This window comes from Pseudanabaena sp. lw0831, assembly GCF_016584665.1.
Taxonomy (GTDB): Bacteria; Cyanobacteriota; Cyanobacteriia; order Pseudanabaenales; family Pseudanabaenaceae; genus Pseudanabaena.
In genome coordinates, this window is sequence record NZ_BBJB01000108.1 from 1 (window position 1) to 19,836 (window position 19,836).

General features: G+C 42.1%; 14 protein-coding genes. 3 read left to right on the forward strand and 11 right to left on the reverse strand.

The window, feature by feature from the left end:
- Positions 1-98: 98 nt before the first annotated feature.
- On the reverse strand, positions 99-1,994 hold the full coding sequence (locus tag APA_RS21810) for a tetratricopeptide repeat protein (protein ID WP_201324333.1): 1,896 nt from the start codon (positions 1,992-1,994) through the stop codon (positions 99-101).
- A 276-nt stretch (positions 1,995-2,270) separates the two neighbouring features.
- Between APA_RS21810 and APA_RS21815 the strand changes: the two genes are divergently transcribed.
- Positions 2,271-2,480, forward strand: a complete 210-nt coding sequence (locus tag APA_RS21815) for a hypothetical protein (protein ID WP_201324334.1) — start codon at positions 2,271-2,273, stop codon at positions 2,478-2,480.
- A gap of 3 nt (positions 2,481-2,483) precedes the next feature.
- Here APA_RS21815 and APA_RS21820 read toward each other — a convergent pair whose 3' ends face one another.
- From APA_RS21820 to APA_RS21855, 8 genes are all read right to left on the reverse strand, one after another.
- A complete protein-coding gene (locus APA_RS21820; protein WP_201324335.1) occupies positions 2,484-3,893 on the reverse strand; it encodes a serine/threonine-protein kinase in 1,410 nt (469 codons plus the stop codon).
- Between the two features lie 166 nt (positions 3,894-4,059).
- A complete protein-coding gene (gene aat / locus APA_RS21825; RefSeq protein WP_201324336.1) occupies positions 4,060-4,692 on the reverse strand; it encodes a leucyl/phenylalanyl-tRNA--protein transferase in 633 nt (210 codons plus the stop codon).
- 1,331 nt (positions 4,693-6,023) lie between these two features.
- Positions 6,024-6,311 carry a hypothetical protein gene (locus APA_RS21830; RefSeq protein WP_201324337.1) on the reverse strand — a complete coding sequence of 96 codons (288 nt, stop codon included), beginning with the start codon at positions 6,309-6,311 and terminating at the stop codon, positions 6,024-6,026.
- 84 nt (positions 6,312-6,395) lie between these two features.
- Positions 6,396-9,551, reverse strand: a complete 3,156-nt coding sequence (locus APA_RS21835) for a response regulator (RefSeq protein ID WP_201324338.1) — start codon at positions 9,549-9,551, stop codon at positions 6,396-6,398.
- Positions 9,552-9,696: 145 nt separating this feature from the next.
- Positions 9,697-11,265: a diguanylate cyclase domain-containing protein gene (locus APA_RS21840; protein ID WP_201324339.1), complete on the reverse strand. Its 1,569-nt coding sequence runs from the start codon at positions 11,263-11,265 to the stop codon at positions 9,697-9,699.
- Positions 11,266-11,319: 54 nt separating this feature from the next.
- Entirely contained in the window at positions 11,320-12,975 is a 1,656-nt protein-coding gene (locus APA_RS21845; protein WP_201324340.1) for a DUF3352 domain-containing protein, read from the reverse strand.
- 80 nt (positions 12,976-13,055) lie between these two features.
- Positions 13,056-14,084 (reverse strand): ABC transporter permease, encoded by a 1,029-nt coding sequence (locus APA_RS21850; protein WP_201324341.1) that lies wholly within the window; start codon positions 14,082-14,084, stop codon positions 13,056-13,058.
- Positions 14,085-14,244: 160 nt separating this feature from the next.
- The gene (locus tag APA_RS21855) at positions 14,245-15,342 is read right to left on the reverse strand and encodes an ATP-dependent 6-phosphofructokinase (protein WP_201324342.1); all 1,098 of its coding nucleotides are present in this window, start codon (positions 15,340-15,342) and stop codon (positions 14,245-14,247) included.
- Positions 15,343-15,560: 218 nt separating this feature from the next.
- Here APA_RS21855 and APA_RS21860 point away from each other — a divergent pair, with 218 nt between their 5' ends.
- A complete protein-coding gene (locus APA_RS21860) occupies positions 15,561-16,010 on the forward strand; it encodes a hypothetical protein (RefSeq protein WP_201324343.1) in 450 nt (149 codons plus the stop codon).
- Positions 16,011-16,085: 75 nt separating this feature from the next.
- The gene (locus APA_RS21865; RefSeq protein WP_201324344.1) at positions 16,086-16,685 is read left to right on the forward strand and encodes a phycobiliprotein lyase; all 600 of its coding nucleotides are present in this window, start codon (positions 16,086-16,088) and stop codon (positions 16,683-16,685) included.
- Positions 16,686-16,750: 65 nt separating this feature from the next.
- Here the strand turns inward: APA_RS21865 and APA_RS21870 are convergent, their stop codons facing one another.
- Positions 16,751-17,884: an amino acid ABC transporter substrate-binding protein gene (locus tag APA_RS21870; protein ID WP_236579965.1), complete on the reverse strand. Its 1,134-nt coding sequence runs from the start codon at positions 17,882-17,884 to the stop codon at positions 16,751-16,753.
- 304 nt (positions 17,885-18,188) lie between these two features.
- Positions 18,189-19,426, reverse strand: a protein-coding gene (locus APA_RS21875) for an ISAzo13 family transposase (RefSeq protein ID WP_201324404.1) whose coding sequence is annotated in 2 segments (ribosomal slippage) — positions 18,189-18,940 and positions 18,940-19,426 — 1,239 coding nt in all. Because the reading frame shifts where the segments join, the coding sequence is not laid out codon by codon here.
- Between the last annotated feature and the right edge of the window lie 410 nt (positions 19,427-19,836).

Genomic DNA, 19,836 nt, shown 5'->3' on the forward strand with positions numbered 1-19,836 from the left:
TGTTGACTTGACTGGGTTTTATGACTTGTGTGTACACGGTAGCCTTTCTCAAGGGGGCTGGGGGGGATCTAGACTGTTCTTAAATGGTTTCTAAGAATCTAAGCATCTCCTTGTCTATAGCGATCTATTAAACTTGGTAAATGGTCAAATCCATCTACACCAATTAGAGTAATAAAATGCGATCGCTGCTGTTGCAATAGATTAGAGAAACTCTCTGCTCCTAACTTGCCTTGCAAAATCACCACCAAAGCCGCCGACTGTTGCCAAGCTTTACTGTGGCGCTGCTCTAGCAGATACATTCCCAAACAAGCGTGATAGACGGCAAGTTCTAGTTGATTAAGTTGATAGAAAGTCTCACCAAGATAAGACTGACTGAGTGCTTGCAAATCGCGATCGCCAATTTGTTGGGTTAGAGTTAAGCCTTTCTCTAAGGCAAGTTGCGCTTGACTTGGCTGCTCGATCGCAATATATGCAGTCCCCAATCCCACCCAACAAAGCGCCTGATTTTGTAAATCATTCATCTTCTCTGATAGTTTTTGTCCGCGCTCCAAATGATTGATCGCAGTTTCTAGTTCCTCTGGCGTAATTGATTCCTGTTGCCGCGCAATCATCACTTCGCTATAGCCTAAATTAGCGAGAGCATTCGCTTCACCTTGGCGATCGCCATTTTGTCGCGCCAAGATCACCGCTCTCTGGGCTTGAGATTCACTAGTGCTGAAATCTTTTTGAATGAGACTAATGCGACTGAGGTGATTGAGATTAGCAATTTCGCAGCGTTGATCGCCGACTTCACGGGCAAGATTTACCGCTTCTTGATGGAGCGCGATCGCATCTCTGTGATACCCCATCCATGCTTTTGAATAGCCTAAAACGGTGAGAATTCGCGCCTTCTCCTGTGTGTTTTCTGCTTCTTTGAGCGGTTGATCGAGATAGCTAATTGTTTCTCGAAAACTTTCTCCAGAGAAGGAGGCAAATACACCACCATAGAGCGGGAAGTTTTCACGTTGAGCAAATGTTCTCAAGGTCTGTAAACTCAGGCGGAAACAGATTTTGGCTAGAGATTGGCGATCTCGTTCCGATAGTTGCTGTGCATTTTGAAAACCACTACTCAGTTCACCCCAGATCATTGCAAAGGCAACGAAAGTAACCCCAGTCATATGCAATCCTGCTTTGGCATCATAGGGCTGCCGATCGAACCAACGCACCAAGCCATTTTGCAAATATCGCAACAAGATCGATAGCTCCACCCAAGCGCTGATATCAATGCTCCGTTGTGCTTGGGCGATCGCTGCTGCCGATTGGTTACTTGCCTGAGCCGCAAATAGATCGCGGGGTAAAGGACTAGTAATCTGTTGCGCCCAACTATGCCAAGGTCCAGCCACTTTAGATCGTTCAAATCCCACCTGTCTTTGTGGTTCGTACAACCAACTCACGAGTGAGCCTTCCAATAGATCAAAGTCAGCTAAGCCACGAGTCAGTCCGATCGCAAACTGACGTAATGTAAATGCCTCGGAATCATTGGGTAAAGTTTCGGCTGACTTCTGTAGCAATTGCGCGAGCAGTTGAATATGTTGACGCTCGAAAACTGGCGTATGATTTGGATCGAGAACTTGGATTAATGTCAATAGGCGCTCTTGAGGCTCGGCAGCAAGGATTATTTGTAAACCTCTAGTACAGGTATCTTGAACTTGATAGTTGTTTTGCCACTGTTCCCAAGCATCTTTGAGAATCTTCATGGCACGGAGTTTCTGATTCGCTTTCGCCTGTTTTACTTCATCAGTTTGAGCCGCTAAATTTGCTTGAAGTTGATTAGCTTGTTCTTCTAAAGCCCGTTCAAATATTTCCCCTGTTCCCGATTCTAAACTCTCGCTGAGAATTCGATAGACATGTTCTTTTGATAGCAGTTTGCCATTTTCGATATTAATAATTATGCGATCGACAAAAATAAGATAACGTTCAAGAGTTGTTAACGGTTTACTGGAAGAATCTGACATATTCGTTTTAGTATTATTTGCTTAGTTAAGATTTGGTGATACGCTTTTGGCTTAAGGCACGTCATTAAACCTCAATAAGTACCTCGGCATAACTAAAAAACCAGAACCAAAATCTATACCGCCCGCTATGCTGGCGGTATAGATTTTGGGGTTTTATATTTAATTGCGCCTAGCTACTTAGTGATCATAATCACAATAAATGCGCTGATTAATCACACAGTAGCATCACAATAACGGAGAAAGTTGATATGGTTACTACGGGTGTATGGAGCTATTATGAATTGCCGATTTTGTAAAAATTATGATTCCACGGGTAGACACGGTGGATACTGCAATCTATTATCTGTGGCTGTACAAGGTAAATGGGAAGCATGTAGATGTTTCTCAAGTAAATTCTCTGAAAATTCTTTGCCAGAAATAGATTTGCCAGAAATAGAGAAGTCAAAATCTAATTCTAATTTTGTTTTAGAAGCGATCGCTAATTAATCATTAATGATGAGATCGCCATGTTTCTAAAAAATCATTAATTTGCTGTAGTAACCATTCCTTCTCAGGACGACTTAGCCCTAAGCCAAATTTATGGGCATAAATGCCTTGATTTAAGCGCAACTCCATCACTGGCTGATTATTTACCTCGTAGGAACTCTTTAGCTCAATCTGTCGTAAATCTTGGGTTTTGCCTTGGACATGTCGCTTGATGCCTAAAATGTCCCAATCAATACTAAATGTGCGATCGCTAATTACTAAGCATACTTTGCCAAACGCAATTGATAAGCCAGCATAGGCTATACCAATGCCAACAATCCAAAACGGAATTGAGAAAAGCGCAAAAAATCCTGCCCTAAGCGCCATCGATGTCCATACGATCAGAAAGCCATTCCAAAAAACTGCAAATGATAGGATGCTCACTCCTTCTCCACGCAGACCCGCAGGCGGGATCTCAATTTTCAAACTACTATCAGTCTTTTTAAGTTCAATACGACTTCCCAGCGGTTTGGGGTATTGATATTTAGTGTTGGGGCGATCGCTATTTTGGCTAAGTAAACGACTAATTTCTAGATCGCTAATCCGACTTTCTAGCGATGGTAAGATTGGATTTTGCAAAGCATTAAGCGATTGCTTGGCACTGCTGAAACGATCTTCGATCGCAGGTTCAATCATTTTGTCCAGCCAATCAGCAAAATGGGAAGAAATGTTAACTGAGCCTCTAAAACTAAGCTTGAGCTTGATCTCAGGTAACTCCGCAGGCGACCGCCCTGTCAGTAAAAACAAAATAGTTGCCCCAAGTGCATACAGATCGGTGGCTGGGACTGCTTTGCCCCGAAATTGCTCGGGTGGCATATAGCCGTATGTCCCTACGACCGTACTGCCACCCACTTGGGTACTGCGGTAGGTGTCTTGAACTGCGCCAAAGTCTACCAGCGCAATTTTGAGATCGGGCTGAAGGATAATATTTTGCGGCTTGATATCACGATGGATCACGGGTGGTTTGAGTCCATGGAGATAGATCAGTACATCCAGAACTTGCTCAGCAATCTGTTTAACGTCTTCTTCACTGCCATGCCAACCATCGGCGATCGCTTGGGCGAGAGATTTTCCCTCTACTAATTGCTGCACGATATAAAAATCACGATCGCGATCGCGATCGATTTGAAAGTAGTCCAAGTAACGTGGAATGGCAGGATGATCGAGTTGTGCGAGTACTTTAGCTTCCCGCTCGAATAGTTCCAGCACCTTCCACTCATTTATCCGTCGAAATGATAGAGCTTTGAGAGCAACGCGATCGCCTGTTTGGGTATCTAGAGCCGCATAGGTAATTCCAATACCGCCTTGTCCTAAAACGCTCGTAATACGGTAGCGAGACTGCACAATTTCGCCAGCTTGATGTAGTTCGGTCACAAACTTATTTCACCTCGTATTTCACATCGTAATACCAATTTTCAAAATGGGGTAGTCCTAAAAAGAAAAGGCTTTAAATAGGTAAGGATGGCGGCGCGAAGCGCCGCCATCCTTACCTATTTAGCACTACCTAAAATGGCGCTGCCATTTTGAAAATTCAAAAACCTTACTGGGTTTGTTTTTTAATTTCCGAAAGTGTAGATACACTTTCGGAAATTGGTATGAAGTTACAAGATTTGGTTAATGCTTGCTTTAGCAAGGCTTGATAACTATCATCATCAATCTCAAATGCCCCAAATCTTTCAAGATGCGGATTCATCAACTGAGCATCAAATAAACTGTAATCTTGTGTTCTCAAATGATCCACCAATTTTACCATCGCGACCTTAGAGCCTTCAGGAATTTTAAAAAACATTGATTCACCAATAAATACGCCGCGAATCGCAATCCCCAAAATTCCTCCTGCCAATTGATCCCCTTGCCATGTCTCAAAACTGTGTGCCCAGCCAGCTTGATGCAAATTGCTATAAAGCGATCGCAGTTCTTTAGAGATCCATGTAGTTTCGCGATCGGCGCAGCCTGCAACTACTTCTTCAAAGGCAGTATCGATCTTGGCTTCAAAGCGATTTTGATTAATTACTCGTTGCAAAGATTTAGGGTATCGAAAGCGATAATCGAGCGGGATCAAGGTGCGACTATTGGTGTAATACCACTCAATCGGCTCTCCATCACCCTCTGACATCAAAAAATACCCTTGGGTATATCCCTCAATCACGCTGCGGATATTAAATCTTTCCACGAATAGATTTCCAACTCGCAAGTAGTAGTTAATTTAGTGATGTTGGTTTGAGCTTAAGTTAACTCTAGAGCAGAAAAGTAAATTAATTATGTGCAAATTAACCCTACTTGTTTTTAGGTAGGTACCTAACCAACTGTAACTTAATTTATTTCACAATCTCTCAGGATAAAACCCCTTTATTAATTCTCATTATGAAACCAATTTTAGGGTGTGCAGCTCCTACATCGCTGCACACCCTAAAATTGATTTGGATGAAAGTCCGCCGACATCGGACTTTCATCCAAATCAATCTTCATACTGAGAATTTCTGCAATCCTTTACAACATGTTGCATTCAATCCCGAATAAAAAATATTGTATGTAAGAAAATGCTTTCTTGATCTATGTGAGTAGGGGCAATTCATGAATTGCCCCTACTCACAACTCATTTAGGATTGCTATATGCGGATTTAAATAGTTTAAAAGGCTTTAAACAGACAATTAAACGAAAATTTAGTCACGCATTAGTTGTTTCGTTTATGCGAGAATATGATCCAAAAAGTCTCGGACAAAATAAATGGCTTGCTTCTGCTAGGTAAATTTACCTGATTGAAGCAAACCATTTATTTATATAAATTATTCTTAAATTGATATTGAGATTCAGAATCTGTAAATAAGCTGATTCCGTTTTAATGAATCTATTTTCCAAGACAGAGAGCAAAAACTGGGATCGCTTAACATTTTCTTTATAATCCGAACTAGTAATATTATCTGAGTCAAAATACGTGATTACTGATTCGTTGCTAGTCAAGATTTCAACAAAAAAGTAAGATACAAAATCACTTACTCTATATATAGAATAAGCTTTGTAATGATTTCGTTGACTGTAACAACAAAATAAAATTATAAAGAATTGAAAAAACAAGTGACCTAACATGACTAGGTAGAATTTACCAGTTAACATGTAAGATCACTTGTTTTTCGTATTTTATTAATTTGTTATTTAAATTCAGAACCTATATATAAGCTGGCTCCGTTTGAACAATTATATTGTGCTAGAAATTTTGCCAATTTGGGGATCGCTTAAACTTTTCTTTATACTTCAATTTTAAATCTTAGTTGCTGAGTAATTATACTTATCATTTAAATTTCTAAGAATGAGAATTTAAAAAATTATCAGAAAATTATCAGAAAATATGGTTTGACATCTTTTTCTTTGTTATATTATTTCTTTCTTGTTTACTTCGTTTCTACTCGATATTCATTTTTAAAATATTAGATTATAGTCATAACTCCAAACAATACTTATGTAGGTTGTTTGCGATCGCCCCCTAATCTCCCCTCTGTCGCCAACTACTTGAGCAATGCATTTGCAACGTTGATGACAACAACAACTATTCCAAAAGCCCAGACAGGCAGGAAGAAAAGTGTGCCTCCAAATTCTCTTTGGGTAAGCCAGCCATTTGACGGGCGAGAGCGTAATCGCACTAGTAAATCTATGGCAACCAAAGCGACCCCGACACAAGACATAGTAATTGGATCGGCTAGTTTGAGGAGAAAGCTACCAATTAAGGCAATGGGACTGACTGCGACAAACATAATCAGCCCTAATATGTTTCCGCGAATTAGCAAAACGATCATAATTTTTTACAAAAAAATACGGGAGTGCGAAAGTCCAATCCTTGATACGAATTCTCAAAATAGTCACACTTTCGAGAATTGGTATTACTTAGTTGATGAGACTATGAACATTAGTGATTGGATACTAATCGGTTTACTAATGAAATCATCCATACCTGCATCTAAGCAAGCTTGACGATCTTCGGGCATGGCATCGGCGGTCATCGCCACAATCCGTACATGACTTTTTAAACTTGTGCGAATCATCTTTGTGGCAGTCAAACCGTCCATTTTTGGCATTTGGACATCCATCAAGACCAAATCGTAGCTATCGTTTTGTACTGCTTGCACAGCTTCTAATCCATTATTAGCGATCGCATTAATTTGATAGCCTAGACGTTGGAGCATTAATTTTGCCACCATTTGATTAACTTGATTGTCTTCCACTAGCAGAATTCGTAAGGGGAATTTCTCGGCAAATTTTTTGTCAACCACAAACTCTTTTGCTAAGACTGTTTGTGGTTGATTAAGCGTCTGGTTAATTAATAGAGTGATCGTAAAATAGAAGGTTGAGCCTTGAGGTGTTGATGGAGTAAGAGGTTGTGGTTTCCATGCTATGGGAGGGCTGCCGCCGATTTGACCGAGACTCTCTACCCAAATTGTGCCGCCCATCAAGTTCACGAGGCGTTTGCTGATTGCCAAACCCAGTCCAGTACCTCCGTATTCACGGCTGATGGAGTTGTCGGCTTGGGTGAAGGCTTGAAATAAGAGGTCAAGGCGATCGCTGGCAATACCAATACCTGTGTCTGCGATCGCAAATGTTAGCTCATATTTTCCCTCTAATCCTTTTCCACTAACTGAAATCGAAACATGACCATTTTGAGTGAATTTAACGGCATTACCGACTAGATTTAGCAGGATTTGACGGAGACGGGCAAGATCGCCGATTACAGTCTTAGGAATGTTAGGCGCGATCGTATATTTAAGATCAATTTGTTTGGCGATCGCTTGATTTTCTAGTAGCTTGCAAACTCCTCTGATCACTTCCTCTAGGTCAAAATCTCTTGCTTCTATTTCGAGCATTCCCGATTCAATTTTCGAGAAATCTAGAATGTCATTGATAATTGTCAACAGATCTTGACCACTATCTTTGATTGTTTTGACAAATTCTTTTTGATCGGTTGTAAGTTCTGTCATTTCTAAGATCTGAGTCATGCCAATTACTCCGTTCATTGGTGTGCGGATCTCATGACTCATACTTGCGAGAAATTCACCTTTAGCTTTAGTTGCGGCTTCGGCATTTGCCTTGGCTTCGATCAAGGCAAGTTCTGTTTGTTTGCGAGCAGAAACATCTCTTACAATTACCAAGCATTCATCTATACCACAGGGAAAAACCCGTATTTCTTCATGACAGATCTGATCGTTTTTGATGATTTGATGCTCCCATACCTGCAATTCCCCTGTTGCTAAAGCTTGGGCGATCCTTTGCAACTGCAACTTTAGCAAGTCTGGCGGCAGGACTTCCGAAAGGTGTTTTGTCACTGGTACAAATGTACCAGCTTGATCGATCAAAGGCGGGATAAAGTCCAAGCATGAGCCATCCCGCTTAACTCTTAATAGTAAGTCTGGAATGGCACCGAGAATAGCCCGATTTGTCCGCTCGCTTTGCTTTAGGGCAATTTCTACTTGCTTGCGATCGCTGATATCGACATGGATTAACACCACTCCATGTTGCTCTGAAGAAATAGGCGCAGCACTTACATTAAACCAACGCAAAATTCCATCCGCACATACAATCCCCGTTTCCACATCATAAACAGGTGCTTTAGTTCTCAAAGCTCTGACACAAGCATATTCTTCGACTGGCATCATTGAGCCGTCAGGACTGATCACATGGAGCGTAGGTTCACGCTCTTCACACTCTTCTTGCAATAGTTTCGGCTTTCCAAACCAACCTTCAGTGATGATATTGCTCTCAACTATGCAACCATTTTTATCGGTCATGGAAATGCCAATTGGTGCTGTTTGGAAGAGAACTTTATACTTTTCCTGTGATTCTTTGAGGGCAACTTCTACGCGATCAAAGGATAGCGGCACCTGTTTTGTCATTTGGTTAAAGGACGTAGCCAATATGCTAATCTCGGCGATACCATTGTTCTCTGCTAACGGCTCTTTCCATTCTCCACTGGCGATCGCTTTGCTTGCCTGACTAATTCGCAAAATCGGCTTGGTAATCCATCGGGTTGTGATGATGCTAAGCCCTGTTGCGACAAGTAAAGTTATTCCACACAACAGAATCGTCCAGACTTTATTGGCTTGGATATCTGCCATAAAGTCTGACTCAGGGATGACAACCACAATTGCCCAATCCAGCCCATTGCGATCGCTGATCGGAGTTACTTGAACGCTCTGGCGATCGCCATTAATCTCAAATTCAAATTGCTCTGACTGACGAATATTTGCTAAGTTACCATTGCGATCGCGTAAGTATTTCGCCGCACCACTAATTTGAAGATTTTGGCTGTCAATAGCCTTTAATAATTTCTGATCCTTCGCATTTTGCAAAAGCTGGTATGGCTTCTGGATCATTGATGAAGTTGCCACCAATGTCTGATCGCGCTCCATGATAAAGACTGTCCCTGTCTTAATATCAATGGTTCGTAGAAACCGACTTATTTCTTCAAGGCTGCGAATTCCATAGGTCACACCCAAAAAATTTCCATTCTTGGGGGCATAGACTGGCTCAGCTAGAGCAACTAATAATTCTCCTGTATAGATATGGGGATATACATTTGTCCAAGCTGCTTTCTCAGACTGCACGGCAGCTTTAAACCAAGGACGCTGACGCGAATCAAAGCTAACTGATGTTTCCGTAACTTGATCTGGTGAGCCATCAGGATTAGTCGTAAAGGTTCTATACTTGCCACCGCCATTGGGTGCTGCCCGAATACTAAATGTGCCATCCTTCAGTAGCTCGACCGCTCGATGTCCTCCCGTAGGAGTTCCAAACCCAATAATTGTAATTGGCGACAAGGAATTAAGCTGCATCTGTTGCCAAGCCTGTCGCTCTTGACTAGAGAAGTCATCAAAACTCCACAGGCTTCGACGGAGATCGCTGATGTTGTTTTTGTTAACTTGGTCAAGGGCTTGTAGATAGGTTGTGGTCTTTTCTGTAACGCGGGTACTTATTTCTGTCTTGAGTCGAATTGCTAGCTTATTAGCCGACTCCTGCCCACTTCTATAAGATAAATAAGCAACCATCCCAACCGCGCCAAAAATTTGTACCACGAACGCCAATAATATCAGCCATTGCAGTGGGATACTACGTGAACGAAAGTGGTTACGGTCAATAATCATTGAGGTAGTTGGAAACCATTCCTATTTTGGCATTATTTGGGAGATATGGCTAATCCGCAAATATCACCGACCGATTACGTCCTTGTTGCTTCGCATAATAGAGTGCTTGATCGACTTGATTGATTAACACATAGGGCGATCGATCAAGTTTGGGAATGTCAGAAGCTATGCCCATGCTGACTGTGACGACATCACTCACATCTGAATCTTGGTGAGGAATTTGTAAATCAGCGATAGCTTTATGCAGATTTTTAGCAACTGCGATCGCACCTTCTAAATTAGTATTTGGCAAAATCACAATAAATTCTTCGCCCCCATAACGAGCAACTAGATCCGCAGGACGACATACTAATTGATCGACTGCCTGCGCAATTAGTAGAAGAGCCTGATCGCCTAATTGATGACCATAATAATCGTTATAGCGTTTGAAATAATCAACATCAAACATTAGCAAAGACAAGGGTTGGCGGTCACGATAGAGCCTTTGCCATTCATAAATAACTCTTTCATCAAAACAACGACGATTAGCGATTTGAGTTAAGCTATCAAGATTAACTAATTTTTGGAGTTCTTGATTCGCTCTCCTAAGATTGGATTCTACTTCTATAAGAGCTATTTCTGATTGTTTGCGATCGCTAATATCGAGATAAATTCCTGCGATCGCGAAGGGGCTGTCTCGGTCATCCATAAGTGGAAACTTAGTGATGATAAAAGTATGGAGACCATCGGGAAGGGGGACAGTATCTTCAAAGGTAACGGGAATACCTTCAAAAATTACTTGCAGTTCGTGAGTACGGGAGATTTTAACATTTTCAGCGGGGAAAAGTTCGTAGTCCCGCTTTCCTAAAATATCTTCAGCAGGAACTTGCATCCAATAGGCAAATTCACTGTTGATTGATAAATACGTTCCTTCTAAATCTTTGATTGAGATCGGTGTCGGAGCATTATTTATGAAAGCTTGTAATCTTGATTCACTCAGTCGCATTGCTTGTTCAGCAAATTTGCGATCGCTAATATTTACATGAACTAGCACCACCCCATAATTCTCTAAAGGAATCGGACTGGCACTCACACTAAACCATCGCAAAATTTCATCAGAACAAATAACACCCATTTCCACATCGTAAACAGCTTGATTGGTTTGCAAAGCCTTAACACAGGGATATTCTTCGACTAACATTGGTGAACCATCAGCACGAATCATCCTAGGATTAATTTCATACTGTGGCGGACAGCTAATATCTGCTAAATCAGGTATTCCCAACCAAAATTCAGCGATCGCATTGCTTTCGATAATGCGAGACTCTTTGTCCGTAATTGAAATTCCAATGGGAAGGGTTTGGAATAGAACTTTATATTTTTCCTGTGACTCTTTAAGGGAAACTTCGACTTGAGCTAAGGATTGATATCGCTGACTAATCCAATTCGCTACGATTGTACCAAACCCGATGGATAGCATAAGTGTCCATCCATAAGCCCAGATCGACCAATGACTATGGGACAGATAATCCGTCAGCCCCATAATAACCATAGCTTGTACCACAAACGGCAACATCATCGCCAATTGCAAAGGGATGCTATGAAATAGAAAATGTGGCGTAGATAAACTAATAGTCATGGATTAAGGACTAGCAAATGCAAATGAAAGCACATGCTTTAAGCTTACCTATAATTACTTCAGAATTAAGAAAAATTCACCATTCTGCACACTTTTATCGCTACTAGTAATCGCAAAACCACTTACTTCCATATGTTTAAGAGCTTGTGCTAGGGGAGAATTACTGATGTTTTGAGGGATTTCACTTGCCCCCTTGAGATTTAATAGACTTGCCTGTAGCCAAGACAGATCGAGATTTTTGTCAATATATCCATAGGTTAAGCGATCGCTAGGCAACTTCGCTGAAATAGTTTTGAAGCTCCTCGATGCAGCGATCGATTCACTATTCTTTAGCGTTAAACTGGATTCTAAAACTGCTAGTGAATTTGATAAATACACGTAATCTTTGGTTTGGGTATGCGCCGCCACCACATTTCCCGATACTCCAGAATTATCGTTTGCCGAGAGATTTGTCCAGATGGTCACTGGTTGAGCCTTCAGTGAGATTTCGCCGACTGTAAGCTTATTTCTTACGAGACGATCTAGATCGGCGATCGCTTCTTTCGTAACATTAGCATCTTCCACTTTTGCCACTAACAACCAATAGAGATCGTGATTGGATTTAGGAAGTAAGGCGATCGCGTAGTCATGCTGCGCCCATGCCAAAGTATTGCTATCCAAGGTAATTGGTGCGATCGCCTTCTCAAGTGCTTGTTGCCATTCAGGAATCAGCGAATCTTTCAATTCTGCTAAGGTTTGACCGAGATCAGTGCCAACGATGACGGAGCTTCCTGAAGGGATCGTATTAGCAATATTGACAGAGGTTTTTTTAGCAGCTTTGGTCTTTGAGAATTGGGGATCAATAGCAGCTTCGCTCTTTTCTCCGTTACTTGGCAGGGTCAATGCTGTTTTGGCTCTAATTCCTGACTTGTCAAAACTGAGGCTCATTAACAGGCTTTCTTTGGGTAGTTCCTCACCTAACTCGGCAAGATTTACATAAGCTACACCAACTTTGCCTACATTTTTGCCCTCATTAAATTGTTCTAGACGATCGCGATAGTTTGCCAGATTCGTCAGCGCCAAGTCAGGTTTTTGTAGCGCATCTATGGCTTTGCGTAATACCCGCGTATCGTTGGCAAACAGTACAAAATTATCTAAAGTTGTCCCCGCGATCGCAGGTTTATCTTCAGCAAAACTAGTATTTAAAATCGAGATCCCCTGATATTGCTCAAACCCTAAATCTGAGCCATTTACCGCCAATCTCTGCCAAAAATCATCAATACTTGCTTTGGCAAGGTCAGCATCTTTAGCCGCAAATGCTAATAGATAGCCTGTTTGCAAACCATTAGCAGGTTGCCGATCAAGATCGATATCGGTCACAGCTAAGGTGATTTCTTGATCGAGCCATGGCAGAATATCGCGATCGTAGTCCAGTAGCCAGTTTTGGCGCAATTGCTGTTTGAGGTTAGCCAATTCCTGACGCACATCGCCGCGATCGCTTGGTTTTGCCGCCAACTGGGTGAATAATTCTAATTTTTCTGGATTTATCAAAAATGATAAGAACAATGGCGATCGCTGCGGTAAAAACTTCACAGCTAGTGGCTGAGTTTTGACTCCCGCCAAAACATCACGGGGATTTACTCCAAAAATCTTGCCCACCGCGCTCAAGCTCAGCACAAGTAGCAAAATTCCAACTACCGCAATCCCAACAAAAATAGGTTTTATCTTCATACCACTAGCACCAAAAAAGAAGATTAAATAAGAATAATAAACGACACTTTGCATCGTTTATTATTCTTATTTAATAACGTTTAATAACGAATCCTTGGATCGATCCAAGCATTAACAATGTCTACGAGAATACTTGCGATCGTGACGATGATCGCAAAAAACACGACAATCCCCTGCACCACTGGATAATCGCGCCCTGAGATTGCCTCAAACAATCGATTCGCCAGCCCTGGCCAAGAAAAAGTCACTTCAGTCAGTACCGCGCCGCCCAACAACGAAGCCAATGTTAAGCCCAAAATTGTAATTACGGGGATCATCGCATTTTTCAGCGCATGATTAAACAAGATCGATCTAGGATTAATTCCTCTCGCTTTAGCAGCTTCCACATAGTCCGACAGCAAAGTTTGGCGCAAATTTACCCGCACGATTCGCTCAAAAATGCCACTAATCACAATCCCTAAACTTGCCGCAGGTAAAATCAAATATTGAATACTAGTCCAAAGACTTTGCCAATTACCCTTAATCAAGGCATCAATCGTATATAGTCCAAAAACCTGTATAGGCGGCTCTGCACCAGCAGGAAAGCGCGTTCCTATTGGTAGCCATCCCAACTGCACCGAAAATACTAATTGCAATATCATTCCCACCCAAAACAGTGGCAATGAGTAGGTAATAATCCCAAATAATCTACCGCCCACATCCCATTTAGTGTTGGGACGTAGAGCCGCCACGATGCCTACAGTTAGCCCAACCACCAAAGCCACAATCAGGGCATACATCGCCAGTTCAGCAGTGGCTGGGAAAAAGTTTTTAATGATCTGCCAAACGGTTTGTTCGCGGGTACTAATCGATTTACCGAGATTAAAACGGGACAAATCCTGTATATATTCCCAGTACTGAGAAAATAGAGAACCCGTCAACCCCACTTGTTCGCGCAGAGCCACCTTAACTTCTTCAGGAGCGCGAGGGCCTAAAATCGCATCGATCGGATCGCCAGGGGTAGCCCGCATTAACAGAAATACGACGGTAGCGATCGCCCACAACATGATCGGTGCAAGTAACAACCGTGCCGTAATGTAATAAAACAGGGCTTTGAGGCGGCTAGACATAGGTTGAAGCTTTACTAGACGAGTTTTTTTACTATAGCGCTTTGCGCTCTAGGCAAACTCAAAAAATATAAGAGCATTGCTTTGCAATGCTCTTATATTTTTGTTGAGAGTGTTGCCAAGCAACACTCTCAACAAAAATATTGGGTTTTGTTTTTTAGGCTTAGGAAGATAGTTGATCGATTTCCCCAACGTAAGTCCCTAATCCGATCGCAGTGTGAACCAATGTGCCATGCACATCAACAGCGCTATATTTAGCGATCGCATCGGCAATTGGCACATCGATCACTTCTCGATTTGACCAAGCTACCATGCGGTCATATTTGTCCTGTGCGACTAAATCCACCGCAGCCACACCAAATGCTGCACCAAGGATGCGATCGAGTGGTGATGGCGTACTACCTCTCTGAACATGTCCCAAAACGCTGACGCGGCTCTCCATACCCGTGCGCGTACTTATCTGATCTCCCAGATATTGACCGATGCCACCATAGAGAGTCTGACCAAGACTATTCGTATATGTGACAGGCTCACCTGTAGGGGTTTTTACCGCTTCAGCGACCACCACTGTACTGAAATTAAAACCACGTAAAGCGCGATTCATCAAGCGATCGCATATTTCATCGAGGTCATAGGGAATCTCTGGGATCAAGATAATATGCGCTCCACCTGCAATTCCTGCGCTGACGGCGATATGTCCTGCATCCCGTCCCATTACTTCTAAAATCATCACGCGACTGTGACTGATGGCAGTATAGGTCAAGCGATCGAGTGCTTCCACCGCCACACTCACCGCCGTGTTAAATCCAATCGAGTTTTCCGTCACACCTAAATCATTGTCAATGGTTTTCGGCACTGCTACGAGATTCATCTTTCCCTGCTGGGCAAGGCGGCGCAAGATCGCCAAGCTACCGTCACCACCAATACCAATCAGTCCATCCAGTCCGAGTTTGTGATATCCCTCAATCACTTCCTCAGAGCGATCGAGAATTGAGCCATCGGGCATGGGGTAAGCAAAGGGATTGCCTTTATTCACAGTTCCTAAAATTGTGCCGCCGTAGCGAAGAATTCCTGAAACCTTTTTCATGTCCAGCAATTCCGCTTCCACTGGACGATTCATCAATCCTTGGGTTGCACCTTTAATGCCATAAATCTCTATGTCGTAGTCACGGGCGCGGCGCACTACTGCCCGAATCACTGCATTTAGTCCACCACAGTCACCACCACTTGTCAAAATACCAATACGCTTAGGCTTTGTCATAAATCTTTTAATAGTTTCTCAATGTTGATCGAGCGTCGAGGAACAGCGATACTTTTGCATCGACCAGCCTCAACCCCAATCCTGCTATTCTGCTTTAACTTATTATCCCGACAAGATCTGTGTCGAGATTTTAAATATTTGTGAACTACGTCTATTATTGAGGACAATTACACGCGAATTTCAGCGATCATCAAATTCTGTAAGGTTGACTCTAAAGGTTGCTGCGACTAGCATTTAACGTAACAGGTACTGATAGTCTTAATAAATCGATGGGAACCAGAGAAATATCAAGTTCATTGCGAAAAGCCTTGCTGCACGGAGAAAGTATGTCTCTAGTGCTTTATCAAGACAAACTAGCAAAAAATATAGATGAATGGCACGAAGAATTAATCTCTGAGAGTGGAGATTTTGCCTTTGTGATCACTTCAAGAGATGGCGATGTGGCAATGACCATGATTGATAAAGATAAAAACATCTACGTCAATGAAGAAGCAAGAGATCAACTATCAAAGCTATGGGCTAAAAACTACGTCAAAAATGCGAAGTTCCTACTTCCTGGAATTGCTGATCATATCAATGAATATGGTTTGGCAATAACTGGAATTACAGTCCAGAAAACATCCAAGCGTTCAAAGGCGATCGGCATGGGGAAAAGGTTTTTATACTAAAAATTGAGGTTTGGAATGTTTTCAATAGTAAACTTAGGCATAGATATCTGAATCGGCAAGTATAAAAAACAAAATATGAATGCTTTAGAATTTTTTCAAAAAAGTGCGGGCAAATGGAAATCGCAACGAACTACTCATCATCTCGCTTTTCGCAGAGCCGAAAAAGGTGGCTCGGAAATTATTGTGAATCCACTGAGTGCTGATGATCCAAAGGTAATCGAAATCTGTCAAATGCATGAAGTCGAACCAACCACTGCGATCGGCGGAGCCTATGTCAAGTGGGATGGAACGATGGCATGGGATAAAGAAGATGATGAGAATCATTCAGGCGAAACTGTATTTGCACTTGTGCCAGATGATGAAACAGGTCGTAAAGGTAAGCTTCTACGCGAACGTGGCTATGCAGAAATTATGCCCGTGATTGGTCGCTATGAAATCGATGACGAAGAAGCGCTGGTATTAATCACTGATTATCCTTCTATGAGTTCCTATGAGCGGTTTTGGTTCCCAGCTCCTAATGTGCGGATGAGGGCAAGCTCAGTCAAGCAATTTGGTGGATTTACTCAGGCGACTTTCTGCACTGAAGAACTGATTGAAGAATCTAATAGTACTGAGATATCAGAAGAGATTAGTCCTGTGGCTCAACCTGCGATCACTTCTATTTTTGGCTGGTAAGAATAACAAAGAGAATCGCTAAGCGATTCTCTTTGTTAAAAAAAGGAGCGCGAAGCGCTCTTTTTTTATCGAAATGGTGGTGCGTACATTAATCCGCCATTTTTCCAGAGTTCATTTTGTCCGCGTGGCAATTTGAATGGACTATCTTTGCCAAGATTGCGATCGTAAATTTCGGCATAATTCCCAACATGCTTAACCACTCGCGCTGTGAAGTCATTGGCGATGCCCATATCTTTACCCAAACTGCCATCAACTCCTAGAAATCTACGAATTTCTGCATTTTTACTTTGTAATTGAGTCGTGAGATTCGTCGAAGAAATATCTAAATCTTCCGCCTCGATCGCAGAAAATATTATCCACTTGACAATATCTGACCACTTCGAGTCTCCATCACCAACCGCAGGGGCTAGCGGCTCCTTTGAAATCACAAAATCTAAAACTACATGATTTTCAGGATCAGCAAGTCGGGTACGACGTACTACCAGCGCAGAGCGATCGGCGGTAATCGCCGCACAACGACCCGATTGGTAAGCTGCAAAAGTAGCATTCACATCTTCATAAACTACAGGCTTATAGGCAAGATTACGCTTACGCATTTGATCAGCGAGATTTTGCTCTGTCGTTGTCCCAGTTTGGGCGCAAATATCGGCATCCTTAAGATCTGCGATCGCCTTAATATTGCTGTCCTTTCTCACCATTACGCCCTGACCGTCATAAAAAACTACGGGCATAAAGGCAAGACGAGAGGCTGTATCTCGGCTTAATGTCCATGTCGTATTACGACTAAGTACATCGATTTCGCCAGACTGTAAAGCTGTAAAACGCTCCTTAGCATTAAGGTTGCGAAACTGAACAGCTTCAGGATTGTCAAATATCGCCGATGCGATCGCCCGACAAATATCGACATCCAGCCCCGAATATTTGCCCTCTTTGTTTACAAAGCTAAATCCTGGTAGCTCGCCACTGACACCGCAAACTAGTTTGCCGCGACTAAGTACATTTTTGAGACGATTGGTACTGCCAACTGTGGCTTGATTTGGCTCTGGGATTGGCTCACAGGCAGCTAGCGCGAAGAGACATAAACCTGCTAATAACAAAGCGATCGCCTTTTGCCAGAATGCGCTATGAATTAGCCTATTCAGAAACTTTTTCCAGAAGTGCCAGAGACCTTGATTAGGCGATCGCTTTTGATAATGCATGAATGTTTTTTAGATGCTTTTTTGAATGCATTATAGCGGCTTGTCCAAAAATCCAAATAAAAAGACTGAGAATATTGCGATCGCGTGATTGTTGAAATTGTTAGCGATCTCTCACTCGATCCAGCAATTTCCGAGGTGGCGGCTCAGTTTGTATAATGAAATTATAAAGTAAATAATCTGAATAATACATTTTATTGTCGGACTAACACGCTATTTGGGCGATTAGCCAGAATTTTTCTGTCTAACATCCCGTACAGGGCAAATAGCCAGAATTTTTCTGCCTAAGGGACTTCCAGATAAAAAATCATTCCAGTTTTAATGTTGGTACGTACAAAATATCGACAAACCATTTGCCAAGGTCTAATTGTTTACCATTAACCTCTAGATATGTCATTCTTTGAATCTGATTTTCTACTTCAGCCATCGCCTGTTTTGTTAACTTAACCCCTGTTTTGTAGGTTTCGGTTACAAGTTTGACTACAGGATGCACACCTTTCCATGTCATAGTTTGGGCAAACTTCACAACGGTGTTAATTTCATCTAAGATGCTGCCATTCCAGTGGTTTTCTAAAATTCCCCAAGTGCGTTCGATGGGATTATACTTACTGTGATAAGGCGGATAGTAAGCTAATCTCAAATTCAATTGATGAGTTTGGGCAAAATCCACAACTCGCTTCATAAACTGAGTACGGCGGGAATGATTTTCGGGTCCGTTATCTTGGTTGAGTAGTAGCGTTTTGACTAATGAAAACCGATGGCGATTCTCTGACCACCAAGCCGCCAACATATCCACAATAAAATCACTGGTTACTTTAGAGGTTGTAAAATACAGAAATAATTCATCTAATTCTGGTAGAAAGATCCCATAAGGAGTTACCCCTGAACTGGGCTTGAAGTCGTGGTCACAAGCTTGAGTATCAACGCGATTTTTGCCATCACGCGAGAAGTTCCCGACCTTAACCACTGCTTTTGCGTCTAATGACAGTCTTAAAATTGTCGGGTCTGCTTCTGCTTTTTCATTCTCAATCGCAAGTTGGTCAAAAATAGCATCGGTCATGGCAATTTTTTTTGAGGTTTTGTTTTACCAACTTTACTTGGGAAATACCCTAGCCGATTCAACCGAGTACGAATCGTTTCTGCACTGGGTAATTCTTCGGTACTGTAGCCTTTTTGAGCAATCAATTGTCGCCGAACTTCGGCTGCACTCAGGCGAGTATACAGTCGGTTAGTTTGGAATTTCGGATCTGTTTGGCTTTGACCATCTACCAAACTCTTGATGTCGGTTAGCAAGTTGGGTAATCGTTCTTCTGTCGATTTTCTTCCTCGTAGATTAAAAGCATCCACACAGATAATTCCACTCTCTACCTCTCGCTTGCCTTTGCGGATGAGATTTCGATCCCAACCTAACTCTCTTTCTGCTAGTCTCTGCCCTCCTTTACCTAGTTCTTTTACGGTTTGGGCGATGTATCGTCGATGCTCACTACCTTTTAGCTGTTTTGCTGTTTCTTGAAATAGTGTCTTGAGCGAGTCTGTAAGTTTTATCACTTTATGTTAAATATGTTTAGTATCCCATAAAGTGCTTTTGGATTTATTTATTTCTTGCAAGTCCCTAACACCCCGTATAGGGTGATTAGCCCGAAACTTGACATTCAGGCTATATCGCTTATAGTCGTACTAGACAGAAAATTTCCGTCTAATACATAGTTATGCGGCTAAATTCTTAGCATGAGCGGAGCCTGAAAACGTCCCAAGATTGCTAGATTTCTGCTCAACCTTCTCCTTGCTTCGATTTCATAAAGTCATTCAATTTCTTTAGCTCAAGGAGTAAAGTTGACTGACTACATCGACTAAAAAAAATCTGCATCCAAGCACTTAAATAATGGACCGTATACTTCGTTACAGATTAAAGTTAGATACCTGTTTTAAACATACACATCTAGATACAATTGGTA